Source organism: Rhodospirillaceae bacterium (assembly GCA_002728255.1).
In the GTDB taxonomy this organism is placed as follows: Bacteria; Pseudomonadota; Alphaproteobacteria; order UBA7887; family UBA7887.
The window spans coordinates 34,818-49,488 of the sequence record PBWV01000019.1; the positions used below are offsets into that span (position 1 = coordinate 34,818).

Genomic DNA, 14,671 nt, shown 5'->3' on the forward strand with positions numbered 1-14,671 from the left:
AACTACTAAAATACTCGCGCTCCGCATTAAAAAAGAAATAAAAAAACATCCAAATCACCTCGAAGGCAATAAAAAGTCCGAACCAGCTTCTGCGAGAAGCTCCGCACCAAGTGACCGCCCAAGATCAACCGCTGAAGCGATTTCACCCACCGACTCTCCCCTAACAACTCTGCTACCATCTGGGGCAGCCAACAGCCCAGAGAGAACCATTTTGCCCGCACCTTTTATTTTAGCCAATGCCGCTATAGGCGTTTGGCATGACCCATCGAGATGCTCCAAGAACGCCCGTTCGGCTGTCACGGAAGACAAAGTCTCAGGATGATTCAGATCCTGCAGAACCTCTATGGTCTCACTATCACTAGCTCTACAAACTACAGCAATGGCCCCCTGTGCCACAGCGGGCAACATGTCGTCTGTTGATAATATTTCGGTGATAGCATCTACACGCCCTAACCTCTTCAGACCCGCGACAGCCAACAAGGTCGCATCTACCAACCCCGCCTCAAGCTTTGCCAGCCTTGTTTCGACATTCCCTCGCAAGGCTACCACCTGGACATCGGGTCGATGGGCTAGGAGCTGTGAACAACGCCGCAGAGAAGCGCTACCGATGACAGCATTTGTTGGCAAGTCCGCATAACAAACCCCATTCCGAGCAATCAAAGCATCCCTAGGATCCTCCCTAGGCAACACACATGCGATAATTATTCCACTGGGTAACACGGTAGGCATATCCTTCATCGAATGAACAGCTATGTCTATTTCTGCCGCAAGAAGAGCAGCATCTAGCTCCTTGGTAAACAGGCCTTTCCCTCCTATCGTGGAGAGCGTCTTCCCTTGAATTTTATCTCCAGAGGTTTGAATGGGCACTATCTCAGTAGCATCAACTGTTAGATCAACGTGATAAAAGCGCAACAGCCTTTCAACGTAACGGGCTTGGATTAGTGCGAGGGGGCTACCTCGGCTCCCTATTCGGATTGGTTTTTTCAAATCACTCATGGCTTCACCAACATGCTTCGTGTTATGTGTAGAGGACACACCACTTCAGGGTAGCACATATAGTTGAAAAAAAAGAATTCCTATCACTGGGGCAGGACTGCTAAACTAAATGTATTAAAAAATGATTGTCTTAGGCATAGAAACTAGTTGTGACGAGACTGCAGCGGCCATAGTTAATGGCCAAACCATTCTTAGTAATTTGGTCTATTCACAGATTGCGGAACATGGACCTTATGGTGGAGTGGTTCCCGAAATTGCTGCACGTAGCCATGTACACCACTTAGATATCCTAATTAAAGAAGCCATGCGGGAAGCCCATGTCGGTTTCAAGCAAATAGATGGTGTTGCCGCTACAGCTGGGCCGGGGTTAATTGGTGGACTAATGGTGGGCCTGACCATGGGAAAAGCTATCGCACTAGTACATAACCTGCCTTTCGTGGCAGCAAACCATCTTGAAGCCCACGCACTGAGTGCTCGATTGACCCATAGCACTGATTTTCCATACCTGTTACTTCTTGCTTCCGGCGGCCACTGCCAATTCTTGGTTGTAAATGGGGTCTCCAACTACCAACGTTTAGGAACCACCTTGGATGATGCTCCTGGTGAAGCCTTTGACAAGGTGGCAAGAATGTTAGGCCTCGGATATCCAGGGGGCCCAGCCATCGAAGAACAAGCTCTGGAGGGAGATCCAAAGCGTTACCAACTGCCGCGGCCGCTGAAAGGCAGGAAGGGGTGCGACTTCTCCTTCTCAGGGCTGAAAACAGCGGTAGCTAACATTATAGCAAAACACGGTGAGGATAACGACTTTTTATCTGATCTGTGTGCTAGCTTCCAAGAAGCGATTGCAGACGTCTTTGTGGATCGCCTGGAGAGTGCCCAAGCCCTTATCAACCAACCAGAGGGCATGCCAATCAGCAGCTTAGTTTTAGCAGGAGGGGTAGGCGCCAATAAATGCATCCGTGACCGACTGTCAAAAAGGGCTACCCAGTTAGGCTTAAATTTCATTGTACCACCCGCAAACCTATGCACGGACAATGCAGCGATGGTTGCGTGGGTTGGCTACGAAAGCATATCACTTGGATTGGTTGATAGCATGCACACACCCGCTCGTGCTCGTTGGCCGCTAGAACCCATACCTCACGTGTGTGTAGCAAAAAATGGTAATGGCTGCGGTGAATGAAGTAGGAATACTTGGTGCAGGCGCCTGGGGAACCGCGCTAGCGACCGTTGCCGCGCGAAATAATCATCGGGTGGTCCTATGGGATATTAATCCTATTATCGCCGGCTGCATAAATGATGTTCATAAACACCCGTTTGCACTGTCCAACGTGAAGTTAAGTCCCTTGATAAGAGGAACCTCTCGTATAGAAGAGGTGGGTAATTGTCCACTAATCTTAGGTGTTGTTCCGGCACAGCTAATGCGCTCTGGATTAACCCAACTAGCCGCACATATTCAAAACCCATCTTCACTTACCCTCTGTGCTAAGGGGATAGAGACAGACACTGGCTGTTTAATGACAGATGTCTTAGAAGAAACGATGCCTGGCACTCGCGCCGTTGTTCTCTCTGGCCCCACTTTCGCTGGAGAGGTGGCACTAGGCCTTCCGACTGCAATTACTCTGGCAGCAAAGGACCCCAGGGACGCATCTTATGTAGCCAAAATCATGGGCGGTACCCGATTTCGCGCCTACGTCTCAAATGACCCCATTGGCGCCCAGGTTGCTGGAGCAACAAAAAACGTGCTGGCTATAGCGTGTGGGATCGCAGAGGGGAGGTCCCTAGGACAAAATGCTATAGCAGCAATTATTACTCGTGGAATCGTAGAAATTGGGCGCCTTACCGCAGCACTCGGCGGATCAACAGGGTCTATGATGGAACCATCTGGGGTAGGAGATGTCGTGCTCACATGCACGAGCTCGCAATCTCGTAATTTCTCGTTCGGCTCTCGCGTTGGCCAAGAGCGGACCTCAATCAGTGACCTTATTAAATCGAGTGGCACCGTGGAAGGATTTGGTACCGCCGCCTCGATAGCTCACTTATCTCAAAGACTTCAAATAGAAATGCCAATAATGCAGGCTGTGGCGCAAGTATTACACCAAGGGGCTAATATTGATGACACTATTTCCAATCTACTTGCCCGATCCTCTACGGACATCTGACAAAACTGTCCAAAAATAGCCCTAACATATGTAACTAACTTTAACCTAATCCCGCAACAGTTCATTTATCGAAGTTTTCGCCCTGGTTCCTGCGTCCACTCGTTTAACAATTACTGCACAATAGAGGGAAGGTTCAGACGCAGAGCTCTTCGTACCCTGACGAGACATGGAGCCAGGCACTACAACAGAGTATGCGGGAACACGCCCCCGGAATATCTCTCCAGTATCGCGATCAATTATTTTGGTGGAGGCCCCAATGTAAACCCCCATCGATAAAACCGACCCTTCCTCTATGATCACTCCCTCAGCCACCTCACTCCTAGCACCTATGAAACAATTATCTTCTACAATCACAGGCTCAGCCTGCAAGGGCTCTAATACCCCGCCTATCCCGGCCCCTCCCGAAATATGGCAATTTTTTCCAATTTGGGCGCAGGAACCAACAGTAGCCCAAGTGTCTACCATCGTACCTTCGTCAACGTAGGCACCAAGGTTAACAAAAGATGGCATCAGCACTACTCCCGGGGCGATAAACGCTGAGTGCCTAACCACACTCCCGGGGACAGCCCTGAAGGCAGCGTTTTCAAACTCATCCGCCCCCCAACCGGCAAATTTCGAGGATACCTTATCAAACCAGTTTGCACTCTCCGGAGCACCACTAATCAGCCCCATGTTGGACAAACGAAAAGATAGCAAAACCGCCTTTTTCAACCACTGATGTACTACCCACTCTCCATTCTGTTTTTCCGCAACACGATGCACCCCCGCATCTAAGCCCTCCAACGATTCTCGAACGGCGTCGCGCACCCCTCCCATGGTTTTTGGCGTCACCGAATCTCGATCTTCCCACGCTTTGTTTATGGATTCTTGTAAATCATCAATGTTCATTTTAGTTTCACCTTATAAGCTGCCCCGAAAAATGTACTAATTCTTCACCTCTGTGCTGTTTTTTGCCCTCAAGCTCCGCCCATGGCACTCCGAATCTGGTTTAACCAGTCCGCCAAATTTTCCGTTACAAAATCAATATGTGGCTCCAAAATATTACTATCCCATCGGGCATTTTTCACCCACACCGTGGTAATTCCAAGATTAGCTGCCGGCAAAAGATTTTTCGGTATATCATCCAGCATGACACTCGTTTTGGGCAAGATCCCAAACCGAGAAATTATTTTAGAATATGCCAAAGGGTTGGGCTTGGGAATATAATTGGTCGCCTTGATATCCTGAATCCCGGCAAACCGTTCAGATATTCCCAGCCTGGCCATTACCTTTTCAGCGTGAGCAACTGATCCATTTGTAAAAATGTACTTCTTTCCAGGCAAGTTTTTTAGAAGTTTGTTGAGCGTTGGGGAGGGGTCGATCACTGACAGATCAATCTGATGCACATAATCCAAATATGCATCGGCGTCGATCCCATGATTCTGTATCAAGCCTGATAATGTGGTTCCATACTTCATATAATAATTTTTCTGGATAACACGGGCTTCCTGACGATCTACCTTTAGTATTTTGGATATATACGATCCCATCCGATCGTCTACCTGCGAAAATAAGTCAGAGTCCGCCGGATAAAGAGTGTTATCAAGATCAAACAACCAAAATTCAGGCAACTCCTTAGGGACACCAAATTTTTTCTCACACTGAGCATAATTCTGTTTCATAAAAAGCCCATAATATTCCTATCCATAACCGGTTAGCGACAGACAGCCAATCCACAAGCTGCCCAAAATCCTAACCAGCACGAAACTTAGCTATTCTGCCTTAATCATGGTACCAACGCCATGTTCCGTAAATATTTCTAACAGCAAGACATGGGGCACGCGACCATCCAAAATGTGGGCGGCCTCTGTTTTTCCTTGTATGGCAGCAATACAGGTTTCAATCTTTGGGATCATACCTCCAGAAATTGTCCCATCACGCAACATGGTAGCTGCTTCTACCTCTGTCAATCTTGGCACTAATTGACCAGAACTATCCATAAGACCTTCTACATCAGTCATCATCACAAGCTTTGCTGCACCAACTGCAGAAGCCACTGCCCCCGCAACTGTGTCCGCATTGATATTAAAGGTCTGCCCTTCCTCGCCCAATCCAATGGGGGCAATTACCGGTATAATATCTGCAGCGGCAAACTTATTTAGAACTGTCGGATCAATGTCACTCGGATCTCCAACAAACCCAAGATCCAAAACCCTTTCAATTTGAGAGTCTGGATCCTTCGACGTCCTTTTAAGAGGCACAGCACTGATAAGATTTGCGTCCTTGCCAGATAACCCCACAGCGCAACCCCCAGCCCTATTAATAGCTGTAACCACTTGCTTATTAATTGATCCGGCAAGCACCATCTCTACAATTTCAACTGTGGCAGAGTCGGTGACACGAAGCCCATCCACAAAAGAACTTTTAATCCGAAGCCGTTCAAGCATTTTACCTATCTGGGGCCCTCCGCCATGGACCACCACCGGATTGATCCCAACATGCTTAAGAAGCACCACATCTCGGGCGAATAAATCTGCTAAATTGTTATCACCCATTGCATGCCCACCAAACTTAATTACAAACGTCCTGCCTTTGAAACGGCGCATAAAGGGCAACGCCTCTGACAGTGTTTGGGCAATTCGTAGCTTCTCTGGCTCCTGCTTGGTGTGCTCGTTTGTCATACCTACCAAATCCTAACCACTCTTATACTTCTTCAGAAGGTGGGCTGGCACCCGCCAGAAGTATTTTTAGTTCCGTAAGTCCCGAATTGCTAGCAGCACTAGTTGCAACAACCGACGGGAATGCAGCGGGCCTTTTTGATATTGCTGCATTAACTCTGCCCTTTCGCTCCTCCATTTGATGGGGAGCTATTTTATCCGCTTTAGTCAAAACAATCATATAAGATACTGCAGCCTCATCCAATAATGACATCACCTCCACATCAGAAGGCTTGGTATCATGGCGTGCATCAAGCAACAAACATACCCTGCGAAGGCACGGACGAAATCTCAAATAGGTATCAACCAAGCGCGCCCATTCTAAAATTTCGGTTTTTGGAGCGCTCGCGAAACCATAGCCAGGTAAGTCCACCAACATAAGTTCACCGGCAAGATTAAAAAAGTTTATTTGCCGAGTCCTACCGGGAGTATTGGAGGCGCGGGCCAGGTTTTTTCGTCCCAGGAGAGCATTAATTAGGCTCGACTTACCCACATTGGACCGCCCAGCGAAAGCAATCTCATTTAAGCTCGCAGGCGGCAGCTGACTATAGTCAGCTGCCCCAGTCACAAACGTACACCGCTGTGTAAAGAGACGCCGAGCGTTCTCTCCAGCCTCGCAGGCCATCATTGCCCTAGGCCTTTACACCCATCCGCCGCATAATTACCCATTGCTGGATGATAGAGAGAATATTATTCCAAGTCCAATAAATCACTAGCCCCGAAGCAAACCGGGCACAAATAAAGGTAAACACTATCGGCAACAGCATCATGATCCGCGCCTGCATGGGGTCAGGGGGGGCGGGATTGAGTTTTTGCTGCATCCACATCGTCACTCCCATTGCCAACGGCCAAATACCTATAATTAGAAACTCTGGTGGAGTATATGGCAGCACTCCAAATAAATTAAAAAATGTGGTTGGATCCGGCGCGGAGAGATCTTTTATCCAACCATAAAATGGTGCGTGCCGCATTTCTATAGTTACGAAGAGAACCTTATACAGCGCAAAAAACACTGGTATCTGTATAATTATCGGCAGGCAACCTGCTAAAGGGTTGGCGCCCTCCCTCTTATACAACCCCATCATTTCAGTATTCAGCTTTACTTTGTCATCACCATATTGCTCGCGCAACTTCATCATTTGAGGTTGAAGCTTTTTGAGACGGCTCATAGCCGCATAGGATTTGTTAGCTAAAGGAAAGAAGATAAGCTTAATTATCACCGTTACAGACAAAATCGCCAAACCAATGTTGCCTAGATAACCCGTCAAATAATGAATTAAGTAAAATAGAGGTTTGGTTAAAAAATAAAACCAACCAAAATCTACGGCTAAATCAAATCTCTGGATCCCTAGTGTCTCTTCGTATCTATCTAGTAGTGTTACCACCTTTGCCCCTGCGAACAGGTGATTGGTTACCTCAATACTCTGTCCACTACTAATATTTTTTCCAGTGAGCCTATACTCCACTTGAAATTTTTCACCATCGGATCCCTCCTTATAACGAAACCTCCCTCGCATTGGAGTGGTTTGATCCGGAATTAATGCAGCCAGCCAGTACTTATCCGTTATGCCAATCCAACCACCTGTCGTTTCAATAGACTCCGAACGTGAATCCCGCAGATCATCATAGTCAACCTCTTTCAGTGTACCATTAAACACTCCAAGGGGGCCTTCATGCAGTATAAAGAACCCCAAGGTGGCAGGCTCATGAGTCCTTCGTATCAGACCATAAGGGTATAATAGGAGAGGGCCATCAGTTATATTCTGGACACGGTCCGTAATCGTAAACATATAATCATCATCAATGGCTATTAACCTCTCAAACCTGAGGCCTTCACCATTGTCCCAAGTCAAGAGAACCGGATGCCCTGGGAGCAAAGTGGAATCTTCGGACTGCCAATGGGTGCCAGGTCCAGGTAATTTCACGTCAACCCCCTCCTCTGCAACCCACCCGAACTCCGCGAAATATGGCTTTTCAGAAGCACTTGCGGCAAATAAGACTATGTTCGAGCTGTCCGGGGAAATCGACTCCCGATATCCTTCTAGAATTATTTGATCAATACGAGCACCTTGAAGTCTTATTGAGCCTGACAAGGCCGCTGCAGGATCTCCTCCATTGATCAAAATTCGCGGCTGCTCTTCCTCAACAGCCTCTGCTTCTTCCATTCCAGATACATCCGGTGTAGAGGCTCGCTCCGCACCTCGGTTTTTTGGAGCCGTTGGAGCACCGAGGGGTTCCTCAAAATTTCCCGCCCTCTGAGACGTGGGAATTTTTGGCCCAAAAGCAAACTGAAACCCCATTAAGATGGCTACGGAGATGACTATGGCCAGAATAAGATTACGCTGCTCACTCATGGGTTTTTCTCATCTGTTGGGATTGTTTGCCTTGATCTGCCTCTTTTCTTGACTGGGTCAAAACCTGCGCCTCCCCAAGGTTGACATCTAGCTATCCGTTTAATCGTATAAACCATACCCAGAATAGCTCCATGCTCTGCTATAGCTTCCAGAGCATATTTTGAACAGGATGGATAAAACCTGCATGAAGAAGGTAGATATGGAGATACTGTTAAGCGATACACAGTCACCAAACCACGTAGACCTGAAGCAAGTGGACTCATTCCGAAACCTTCACCAATCCATCCTCTGCCGGCAGAACCTTTATTTGTGCTCTCTCAAGAAGAGTCCGAAGCTCCAAAATGAGGTCGGAAAATCGCGCCTCTAATATTGGTTTTCGAGCTAGCAACACACAGTCAAGGTCCTGAACCGCATATCCAGAAAGAATCGTTGCAGCCAAAACCCTCATCCTTCGCCGGGCTCTATTTCGTTCGACGGCCTTGCCTAACCTTTTTGTCGCAGTGAATCCCACTCTACAAAGAGCCTCATTCTTCAAACTCGGAACCGCGGATGCTATCTGCAAAGAAAGAAAACGGCCCCCAGTTCGTTTTCCAGTCTCCCTGACGCGCACAAAATCGCGCCTCTTCCGAAGACGTTTCATGGATCTTTCGCCCAAGTTACGCAGAAAGGCGTTTACGTCCCTTCGCCCGCCTCCTCGATAACACCCGACGACCAGCGGCGGAGGCCATGCGAGCGCGAAAACCATGCCTCCGCTTACGCACCAATACACTTGGCTGAAACGTTCTTTTCATTCAACCGCCTCCCATTCAATCCAACAAGAAATAAGGTCAGCGGCTGTATACGAGTTCAGAGTGCGTTAGTCAATTCAGATTGGTGGGGCCAACCAGTTTAAGACTGTTCACTTGGCTGAAACGCCATATAACGATAGTTTGCAATGGATTTTGCCCCCTTCGACGCTATTATGATCGTTGCATGACCCAACAACCCCAAGAAAACGATCAAAATGCCAAAGAACCCCGCTTACCTAGCCGGGTTCTTTTTGCACGGGTAGCCGCCACTGTTATGGTCAGTGGCGCAATTCTAGCCACTTTAATGCTAGATCTGCCAAATTTTTTTACCATGGACACTCTTAAAACCCATCAGTCTACTCTTACAGGTTGGGTTGAAGCCCAAAAGTTTAAGGCTGCTCTAGCATATGTCGCATTGTACATGCTACTGGTGCTATTTCTCATTCCTGGGCCATTTTTTGCCACCTTAATAGGAGGATTTCTATTTGGACCCGTACAGGGGACGCTGCTCACAGTATTCGGGGCCACAAGTGGTGCAGTTTGCGTGTTTTTTATAGCCAAAAGCGCAGCCGGGAACCTACTCCGCAAGTGGGCTGGCCAACGAACACATGATTTCGCATCTGGCTTTCATAAAAATGCGCTTAGCTACATGTTTGTCCTCCGACTGATACCGATCTTTCCTTTTAGCCTGGTAACGATTTGTGCTGCTATGTTAGAAGTTAAAGCAACGATATTCTTTGTAGCAACAAGCCTGGGAATCATTCCGGCTGTTTACTTCGTATCTCTTGCGGGATCTAGCATTTCTGCCTTATTAGACAGCGATAAGGCCCTGACCTCTGCTAACGTCTTCACACCTGAAGCTATTGCTGCTATTGCTGGCTTGGCCCTTCTGAGTACCCTCCCAGCAATCTACAAGAAAGTCAGGCGCTAGCGTGATTTATTGGACCACCACAGTTAACCTAACCCATGGATCAGTCTTTTTGTTTCCCCTACAAAACGATCCCCATATCTTGGCTAGAATAATTAAGCTGTTATGCCTTAAGGATGTGGACTTGGGTTCAACAGGTAAAAATGTCTGAACCGATAGTCCAAGTATGTGGGCTCAATAAGAAGTTTGGCTCCGTCCTAGCAGTCAAAAATATCAGTTTCACCCTTGCTTCCGGGGAGACCATAGGTCTCTTGGGAGGCAACGGAGCTGGGAAAAGTACTACTCTCGCTATGCTGCTTGGACTTTTGCTGCCCACTTCCGGAGATATATTTGTGCTTGGATACAATATGCTCCAAAATCGGTATAAAGCCCTACCACACATGAATTTCTCTTCGCCATATGTCGACCTACCTCACCGGTTGACTGTGAGAGAAAACCTAAAGATATACGGTTGCCTTTACGGCGTTCAGAAGATCAATGAACGCATCGTAGACTTATCGCAAGATTTTGGCCTAAATCAATTTCTTGATAGGCCTTCAGGCAAACTATCAGCAGGACAGAAAACTCGTGTTGCTCTGGCAAAAGCTCTGTTAAACGAGCCAAAGTTGCTACTACTGGACGAGCCAACCGCATCTATGGATCCTGATACAGCGGACGTAATACGGCAGCATTTAATACGGTACCAGCGAGACACTGACGCCACCATTATTCTAGCCTCACACAATATGACAGAGATCGAGGAATTATGCCAAAACGTGCTGATCATGAAAAAGGGTGAAATAGTCGCCCAAGGCTCCCCCGCCAACCTTGTTGCTAAATTCCGACGCAAAAATCTAGAGCAAGTCTTTATAGATATTGCTCGACACCATGAACCGATGCGACAAAAAAACGAGGACGCAGGATGAACACTGTATCGCACTCCGCTATTCGCATTTGGGGGTTAGCACTCCGACACTACTTTTTGATTAAAGGTTCGTGGCCGCGGATTCTTGAACTAGTTTACTGGCCGGCATTACAGATGACGCTGTGGGGTTTCATTACGATTTTTTTTGAAACTCACAGTTCCTGGTTAGCGCAAGCGGGCGGCATACTAATAACAGCCATATTATTATGGGACATAATGTTTCGGAGCCAATTGAGCTTTTTCCTGAGTTTTCTTGAGGAAATTTGGTCTCGGAATTTAGGCCATATTTTCGTCAGCCCCATACGCCCTTTCGAAATCATAGCAGCCCTATTGATGGTAAGCCTAATCCGTACCCTCGTTGGGGTAGGCGCTGCAGCTCTATTAGCCATTTTGATATTTGACGTATCTATTTTTTCCCTGGGAGCTCCCCTGGCCCTCTTCTTCTTGAACTTGACCCTGATGGGCTGGAGCCTTGGACTAGTAGTGAGCGCGTTAGTACTTAGATTCGGCCAAGGGGCTGAGAGCCTAGGCTGGGCTGCGATCTTTCTTCTTCAGCCAATTAGTGGAGTGTTTTACCCCATCAATGTTCTGCCCGAGTGGCTTCAGCCTGTTGCCTTTTTAATTCCTGTTTCGCATATATTTGAGGGCCTACGATCCATTCTTATAGAGCAAACGTTCCGAGCAGATCTTTTACTCAACGCCTTTAGCCTTAATCTAGTCTTTGTTTTGTTGAGCCTAACAGTTTTTTTTGTGATATTAAGGTATGCGCGCATACATGGGCAACTACTTCAAATGGGCGAATGACTGATAAGGTAGATAAAAATGGGACTTCTTGCACTCGTTGGTGGTGGGTACGACATGCACCGGTAACCGCGAACAAAGGGCGCATGTATGGCGCATCAGACCCGAAAGCTGATATAGCTACTCCAGAAATATATAAGGGCTTAGCTGCGCTTCTTCCTAACGAAGGAATTTGTGTAACTAGCGCTCTTCAGCGCACACAACAAACTCTACAGGAAATCCGCACTCATGGTTTAATAGCAGATAAAGCAAGGGTGGAACCCGGGTTGTCTGAGCAAAATTTTGGAATATGGCAGGGACGCCCATATGAACAAATACCAAGTCTCGCAGCGCCCCGGTTGCATAAATATTGGTTCACAACTGCCGACCATGCCCCACCGGAAGGAGAGAGCTTTATAGATCTCACAATCAGAGTTAAAGAGGTGATCAAAAGGCTAACAAACCAGTATAGAGGAAGAGACATTATTGCGGTCGCACATGGCGGACCGATCCGTGCAGCTCTTGGCCATGCCCTCAACCTAAGCGCAACAAATTGTCTAGGCTTCGAAACCGAAAACCTATCAGTGACACGCCTAGATTTTGAGCCCAATTCCAAGCCGGGGCTAGATTGGTATGTAAGGTTTACCAATCTAGTGCCTAAAGACTTCTAGCCGGGTCCCGAAAACGTTATGATTTAACATGATTATTAATCCCTAGGATTCTTTATCCGTCAAATCACTAGATGATGAGGTGCACAGAAATTATTTTTACCCCGCTTTAATGCAAATCTCGACTCATTGGCCCACACAAATCCAAAAATTTTAGCCAAAGAGCCAAGGTTTGCATCAAAAGGAACACAAATTCCGGGTCACAACCCACTTAGTTTTTTGATCACAAGGATCAATAGTGGATGCACGAAACATCCAATGACAAACAGGGTAGTACTATAATGCATAAACTTCGTTTGCTCCAATTTATTGCAGCACTTGCGTATTCCATCTTCGGTACTGTTGGGCCGGGCAATGCGCAAGACCCCCAAAAACTAGTTGAGGATTCCGCCGCATTAGCCAAATCACTTTTGGCAGATCCAGTCTGGGCTATCTACCAGGAACAATTTCGACAGGCTAAGGGTGTGGTCATAGCACCTGATATATTGAAGGCAGGACTATTAGTAGGTGCGGGCGGAGGCCAGTGCCTCGTTTTGGCACGAAATGAATCGGGGACGAACGGTTGGTCCTCGCCATCGTTTTGCGGCATTGGAGAAGCTAGCATTGGGCTCCAGATAGGAATTCAGAAACTCGAGGTGATGTTATTAGTCATGAATGAACAGGCGCTCCAATACATTGCCTCCGGGACAGCAACGTTAGGGGGCGAAGCTGGAATGTCTGTGGGCCTGATAGGAAGCACCATAGAAAGTTCTACCACCTTAAATCTAGATTACGATATCGTTGCCTTTGCCCGAGGCAAAGGATTTTATGGCGGCGTCGTATTAGATGGTGGGTACATCGGCCCCGACAAGGCATACAATAAGGCCTACTACGGCCGAGCCATAACGGCAAAACAGATACTGTTCTCTGATACCTCAGACAACGGGAGAGCTACGACATTGCAGGCAGCCCTGGCAACCCAATAGAGCTTGACGCTAAAAAAACGGGGCGCAGGCTAAAATTAAAAGAGCAGTTATGCCTGCGGCTGTTAGGGCTAGTTTGACAACTTGGACCAAATCTTTTGGGGAGGGAGGCGGACCATCTCCCAAATATGGTCTCTCAACCTGGCCAGAAAGATAACGTCTTGGGCCCTCTAGAGTGATATCTAGTGCTCCCGCTATCACTGATTTTGCTAACCTATACTTAATACCTTGACCTACTAAAATCATTCTTCGTCCCTGAAGCAGGGCGCCTATAGCAGAGGTTTCTGAGAACAATAAGATAGCACATAGCAGCAATATCGAACCTAACCATGATAAGAGCCCATCCACCGCAACTATAAGGCCTNTGCTGAATATTAAATACTCACGAGAAGCGCGACATGACGCAGAAAACTTTAGTCCATAATACATGAAACATCCTGGTAGCCCGAGTACCATATAAAACAACACGGGTCCGATGAAGTCAGATATAAAGTTTGTTACCACTGATTCTATTCCAAGCCGAGTTATTTCATCTGAGTTGGAGTAAGTGGCATCACGAGAGGAAAAAGCCTGGAGCTGTTGCCTGGCATCCTCTGTACTACCCAATTCGAGCGACGACGCCAANAGGTTGCCTGTTTTCCANGACCTTCCAACACTTACCAAACTCGTCACAATCGCTAATTCTAGGACCCAGCCAAGAGGGACCTCCCTGAAAAACCAATGGACGAGTACACCAACCAAAGCAGCTAAGCTTAGCGTACACACAAGACTAAGCGCACCGCGTATTAGGAGAGTATTGGAAGAACGGCCTTGCCGATCTAATTTCTCGGCCAACTTTTCCGTCAAATGGTTCAAAATATTTTTTGGNTGCCATAAGCTGCTGCCCGCATGAAACCAGCTGCCAGCATATAAATCAATAATTATGGCTCCAAACAAACACCAGAGTGTACTGAAACTATTCATAAACACATATAACATTAGTTAACGACATTGGCCAACTATCGTTAGTCCTCAGCCGGCAGCCTATTTTTTAGCCAGTCCGAATGTGAAATGTGATCCTCCTTTGTCGTGCTCTCCACAACACTCAGCCCATTCGGATCCCTAGCAGACATGTCCGCATCCGCTCCGAAGAACACAACCATCCAATTCTCTCTCCCGCTAATTCCCGCCCCAATTACAGCAGTTCGTCCCATTTTGTCTTGGGAATTAACGTNGGCACCTTCATCTCCAGTATCGTCGAGGTACCATGGAAAGCCGTTCGCATTAGCAGAGTTCGACCGAGCTCATCACGAGCATCAACACCTGCACTTTACCTCAAAGACGCTGTCACCATAGCAAGCTGCTGTGACATCACACCAGTCACCAGCAGGCTAACCTCTCGCGTTCCTGCACTTATCCAATCGCCAGGGATAAAAGCCAAACAGACCATAACTGCA

18 protein-coding genes are annotated in these 14,671 nt (G+C 47.4%); 7 read left to right on the forward strand and 11 right to left on the reverse strand.

What is annotated here, in order from left to right; all coding sequences use genetic code 11:
* Nucleotides 1–54: 54 nt before the first annotated feature.
* Nucleotides 55–996, reverse strand: coding sequence for a hydroxymethylbilane synthase (locus CMM32_04630; GenBank protein ID MBT06185.1), 942 nt, complete (start codon nucleotides 994–996; stop codon nucleotides 55–57).
* A gap of 121 nt (nucleotides 997–1,117) precedes the next feature.
* On the opposite strand from CMM32_04630, the gene tsaD reads away from it, so the two are divergent.
* Nucleotides 1,118–2,176, forward strand: a complete 1,059-nt coding sequence (tsaD, locus tag CMM32_04635; GenBank protein ID MBT06186.1) for a tRNA (adenosine(37)-N6)-threonylcarbamoyltransferase complex transferase subunit TsaD — start codon at nucleotides 1,118–1,120, stop codon at nucleotides 2,174–2,176.
* A complete protein-coding gene (locus CMM32_04640) occupies nucleotides 2,154–3,155 on the forward strand; it encodes a glycerol-3-phosphate acyltransferase (GenBank protein ID MBT06187.1) in 1,002 nt (333 codons plus the stop codon). The genes tsaD and CMM32_04640 overlap by 23 nt, the downstream gene beginning before the upstream one ends.
* A gap of 45 nt (nucleotides 3,156–3,200) precedes the next feature.
* Here the strand turns inward: CMM32_04640 and dapD are convergent, their stop codons facing one another.
* The 8 genes from dapD to CMM32_04680 all read right to left on the reverse strand — a co-directional run bounded on the left by dapD (nucleotide 3,201) and on the right by CMM32_04680 (nucleotide 8,996).
* Nucleotides 3,201–4,043, reverse strand: a complete 843-nt coding sequence (gene dapD / locus CMM32_04645) for a 2,3,4,5-tetrahydropyridine-2,6-dicarboxylate N-succinyltransferase (protein ID MBT06188.1) — start codon at nucleotides 4,041–4,043, stop codon at nucleotides 3,201–3,203.
* A 68-nt stretch (nucleotides 4,044–4,111) separates the two neighbouring features.
* A complete protein-coding gene (locus CMM32_04650) occupies nucleotides 4,112–4,816 on the reverse strand; it encodes a pyrimidine 5'-nucleotidase (GenBank protein MBT06189.1) in 705 nt (234 codons plus the stop codon).
* 90 nt (nucleotides 4,817–4,906) lie between these two features.
* Entirely contained in the window at nucleotides 4,907–5,815 is a 909-nt protein-coding gene (gene argB, locus CMM32_04655; GenBank protein ID MBT06190.1) for an acetylglutamate kinase, read from the reverse strand.
* Between the two features lie 22 nt (nucleotides 5,816–5,837).
* Entirely contained in the window at nucleotides 5,838–6,479 is a 642-nt protein-coding gene (locus tag CMM32_04660; GenBank protein ID MBT06191.1) for a YihA family ribosome biogenesis GTP-binding protein, read from the reverse strand.
* Between the two features lie 4 nt (nucleotides 6,480–6,483).
* Nucleotides 6,484–8,205 (reverse strand): membrane protein insertase YidC, encoded by a 1,722-nt coding sequence (locus CMM32_04665; GenBank protein ID MBT06192.1) that lies wholly within the window; start codon nucleotides 8,203–8,205, stop codon nucleotides 6,484–6,486.
* Nucleotides 8,202–8,468 (reverse strand): membrane protein insertion efficiency factor YidD, encoded by a 267-nt coding sequence (locus tag CMM32_04670; GenBank protein ID MBT06193.1) that lies wholly within the window; start codon nucleotides 8,466–8,468, stop codon nucleotides 8,202–8,204. The genes CMM32_04665 and CMM32_04670 overlap by 4 nt, the downstream gene beginning before the upstream one ends.
* On the reverse strand, nucleotides 8,465–8,950 hold the full coding sequence (gene rnpA, locus CMM32_04675; protein MBT06194.1) for a ribonuclease P protein component: 486 nt from the start codon (nucleotides 8,948–8,950) through the stop codon (nucleotides 8,465–8,467). The genes CMM32_04670 and rnpA overlap by 4 nt, the downstream gene beginning before the upstream one ends.
* On the reverse strand, nucleotides 8,862–8,996 hold the full coding sequence (locus tag CMM32_04680; GenBank protein MBT06195.1) for a 50S ribosomal protein L34: 135 nt from the start codon (nucleotides 8,994–8,996) through the stop codon (nucleotides 8,862–8,864). The genes rnpA and CMM32_04680 overlap by 89 nt, the downstream gene beginning before the upstream one ends.
* A gap of 181 nt (nucleotides 8,997–9,177) precedes the next feature.
* On the opposite strand from CMM32_04680, the gene CMM32_04685 reads away from it, so the two are divergent.
* The 5 genes from CMM32_04685 (at nucleotide 9,178) to CMM32_04705 (ending at nucleotide 13,238) form a co-directional block, all read left to right on the forward strand.
* Nucleotides 9,178–9,924: a hypothetical protein gene (locus tag CMM32_04685; protein ID MBT06196.1), complete on the forward strand. Its 747-nt coding sequence runs from the start codon at nucleotides 9,178–9,180 to the stop codon at nucleotides 9,922–9,924.
* A 140-nt stretch (nucleotides 9,925–10,064) separates the two neighbouring features.
* Complete coding sequence (locus tag CMM32_04690; GenBank protein ID MBT06197.1) at nucleotides 10,065–10,826, forward strand: ABC transporter; 762 nt, start codon at nucleotides 10,065–10,067, stop codon at nucleotides 10,824–10,826.
* Entirely contained in the window at nucleotides 10,823–11,629 is an 807-nt protein-coding gene (locus CMM32_04695) for an ABC transporter (protein ID MBT06198.1), read from the forward strand. The genes CMM32_04690 and CMM32_04695 overlap by 4 nt, the downstream gene beginning before the upstream one ends.
* Nucleotides 11,626–12,276 (forward strand): hypothetical protein, encoded by a 651-nt coding sequence (locus CMM32_04700; GenBank protein ID MBT06199.1) that lies wholly within the window; start codon nucleotides 11,626–11,628, stop codon nucleotides 12,274–12,276. The genes CMM32_04695 and CMM32_04700 overlap by 4 nt, the downstream gene beginning before the upstream one ends.
* 239 nt (nucleotides 12,277–12,515) lie before the next feature.
* The gene (locus CMM32_04705; protein ID MBT06200.1) at nucleotides 12,516–13,238 is read left to right on the forward strand and encodes a hypothetical protein; all 723 of its coding nucleotides are present in this window, start codon (nucleotides 12,516–12,518) and stop codon (nucleotides 13,236–13,238) included.
* Between the two features lie 9 nt (nucleotides 13,239–13,247).
* On the opposite strand, the gene CMM32_04710 is transcribed toward CMM32_04705, so the two are convergent.
* Both CMM32_04710 and CMM32_04715 read right to left on the reverse strand, forming a co-directional pair.
* Nucleotides 13,248–14,213, reverse strand: coding sequence for a hypothetical protein (locus tag CMM32_04710; protein MBT06201.1), 966 nt, complete (start codon nucleotides 14,211–14,213; stop codon nucleotides 13,248–13,250).
* 26 nt (nucleotides 14,214–14,239) lie between these two features.
* A complete protein-coding gene (locus tag CMM32_04715; GenBank protein ID MBT06202.1) occupies nucleotides 14,240–14,428 on the reverse strand; it encodes a hypothetical protein in 189 nt (62 codons plus the stop codon).
* Nucleotides 14,429–14,671: the final 243 nt, after the last annotated feature.

Excerpts from the sequence above, each read along its gene's own strand:
- CMM32_04630 (MBT06185.1), bottom strand. The coding sequence starts at position 996 with ATGAGTGATTTGAAAAAACCAATCCGAATAGGGAGCCGAGGTAGCCCC.
- tsaD (MBT06186.1), top strand. The coding sequence starts at position 1,118 with ATGATTGTCTTAGGCATAGAAACTAGTTGTGACGAGACTGCAGCGGCC.
- CMM32_04640 (MBT06187.1), top strand. The coding sequence starts at position 2,154 with ATGGTAATGGCTGCGGTGAATGAAGTAGGAATACTTGGTGCAGGCGCC.
- dapD (MBT06188.1), bottom strand. The coding sequence starts at position 4,043 with ATGAACATTGATGATTTACAAGAATCCATAAACAAAGCGTGGGAAGAT.
- CMM32_04650 (MBT06189.1), bottom strand. The coding sequence starts at position 4,816 with ATGAAACAGAATTATGCTCAGTGTGAGAAAAAATTTGGTGTCCCTAAG.
- argB (MBT06190.1), bottom strand. The coding sequence starts at position 5,815 with ATGACAAACGAGCACACCAAGCAGGAGCCAGAGAAGCTACGAATTGCC.
- CMM32_04660 (MBT06191.1), bottom strand. The coding sequence starts at position 6,479 with ATGATGGCCTGCGAGGCTGGAGAGAACGCTCGGCGTCTCTTTACACAG.
- CMM32_04665 (MBT06192.1), bottom strand. The coding sequence starts at position 8,205 with ATGAGTGAGCAGCGTAATCTTATTCTGGCCATAGTCATCTCCGTAGCC.
- CMM32_04670 (MBT06193.1), bottom strand. The coding sequence starts at position 8,468 with ATGAGTCCACTTGCTTCAGGTCTACGTGGTTTGGTGACTGTGTATCGC.
- rnpA (MBT06194.1), bottom strand. The coding sequence starts at position 8,950 with ATGGTTTTCGCGCTCGCATGGCCTCCGCCGCTGGTCGTCGGGTGTTAT.
- CMM32_04680 (MBT06195.1), bottom strand. The coding sequence starts at position 8,996 with ATGAAAAGAACGTTTCAGCCAAGTGTATTGGTGCGTAAGCGGAGGCAT.
- CMM32_04685 (MBT06196.1), top strand. The coding sequence starts at position 9,178 with ATGACCCAACAACCCCAAGAAAACGATCAAAATGCCAAAGAACCCCGC.
- CMM32_04690 (MBT06197.1), top strand. The coding sequence starts at position 10,065 with ATGTCTGAACCGATAGTCCAAGTATGTGGGCTCAATAAGAAGTTTGGC.
- CMM32_04695 (MBT06198.1), top strand. The coding sequence starts at position 10,823 with ATGAACACTGTATCGCACTCCGCTATTCGCATTTGGGGGTTAGCACTC.
- CMM32_04700 (MBT06199.1), top strand. The coding sequence starts at position 11,626 with ATGACTGATAAGGTAGATAAAAATGGGACTTCTTGCACTCGTTGGTGG.
- CMM32_04705 (MBT06200.1), top strand. The coding sequence starts at position 12,516 with ATGCACGAAACATCCAATGACAAACAGGGTAGTACTATAATGCATAAA.
- CMM32_04715 (MBT06202.1), bottom strand. The coding sequence starts at position 14,428 with ATGGGACGAACTGCTGTAATTGGGGCGGGAATTAGCGGGAGAGAGAAT.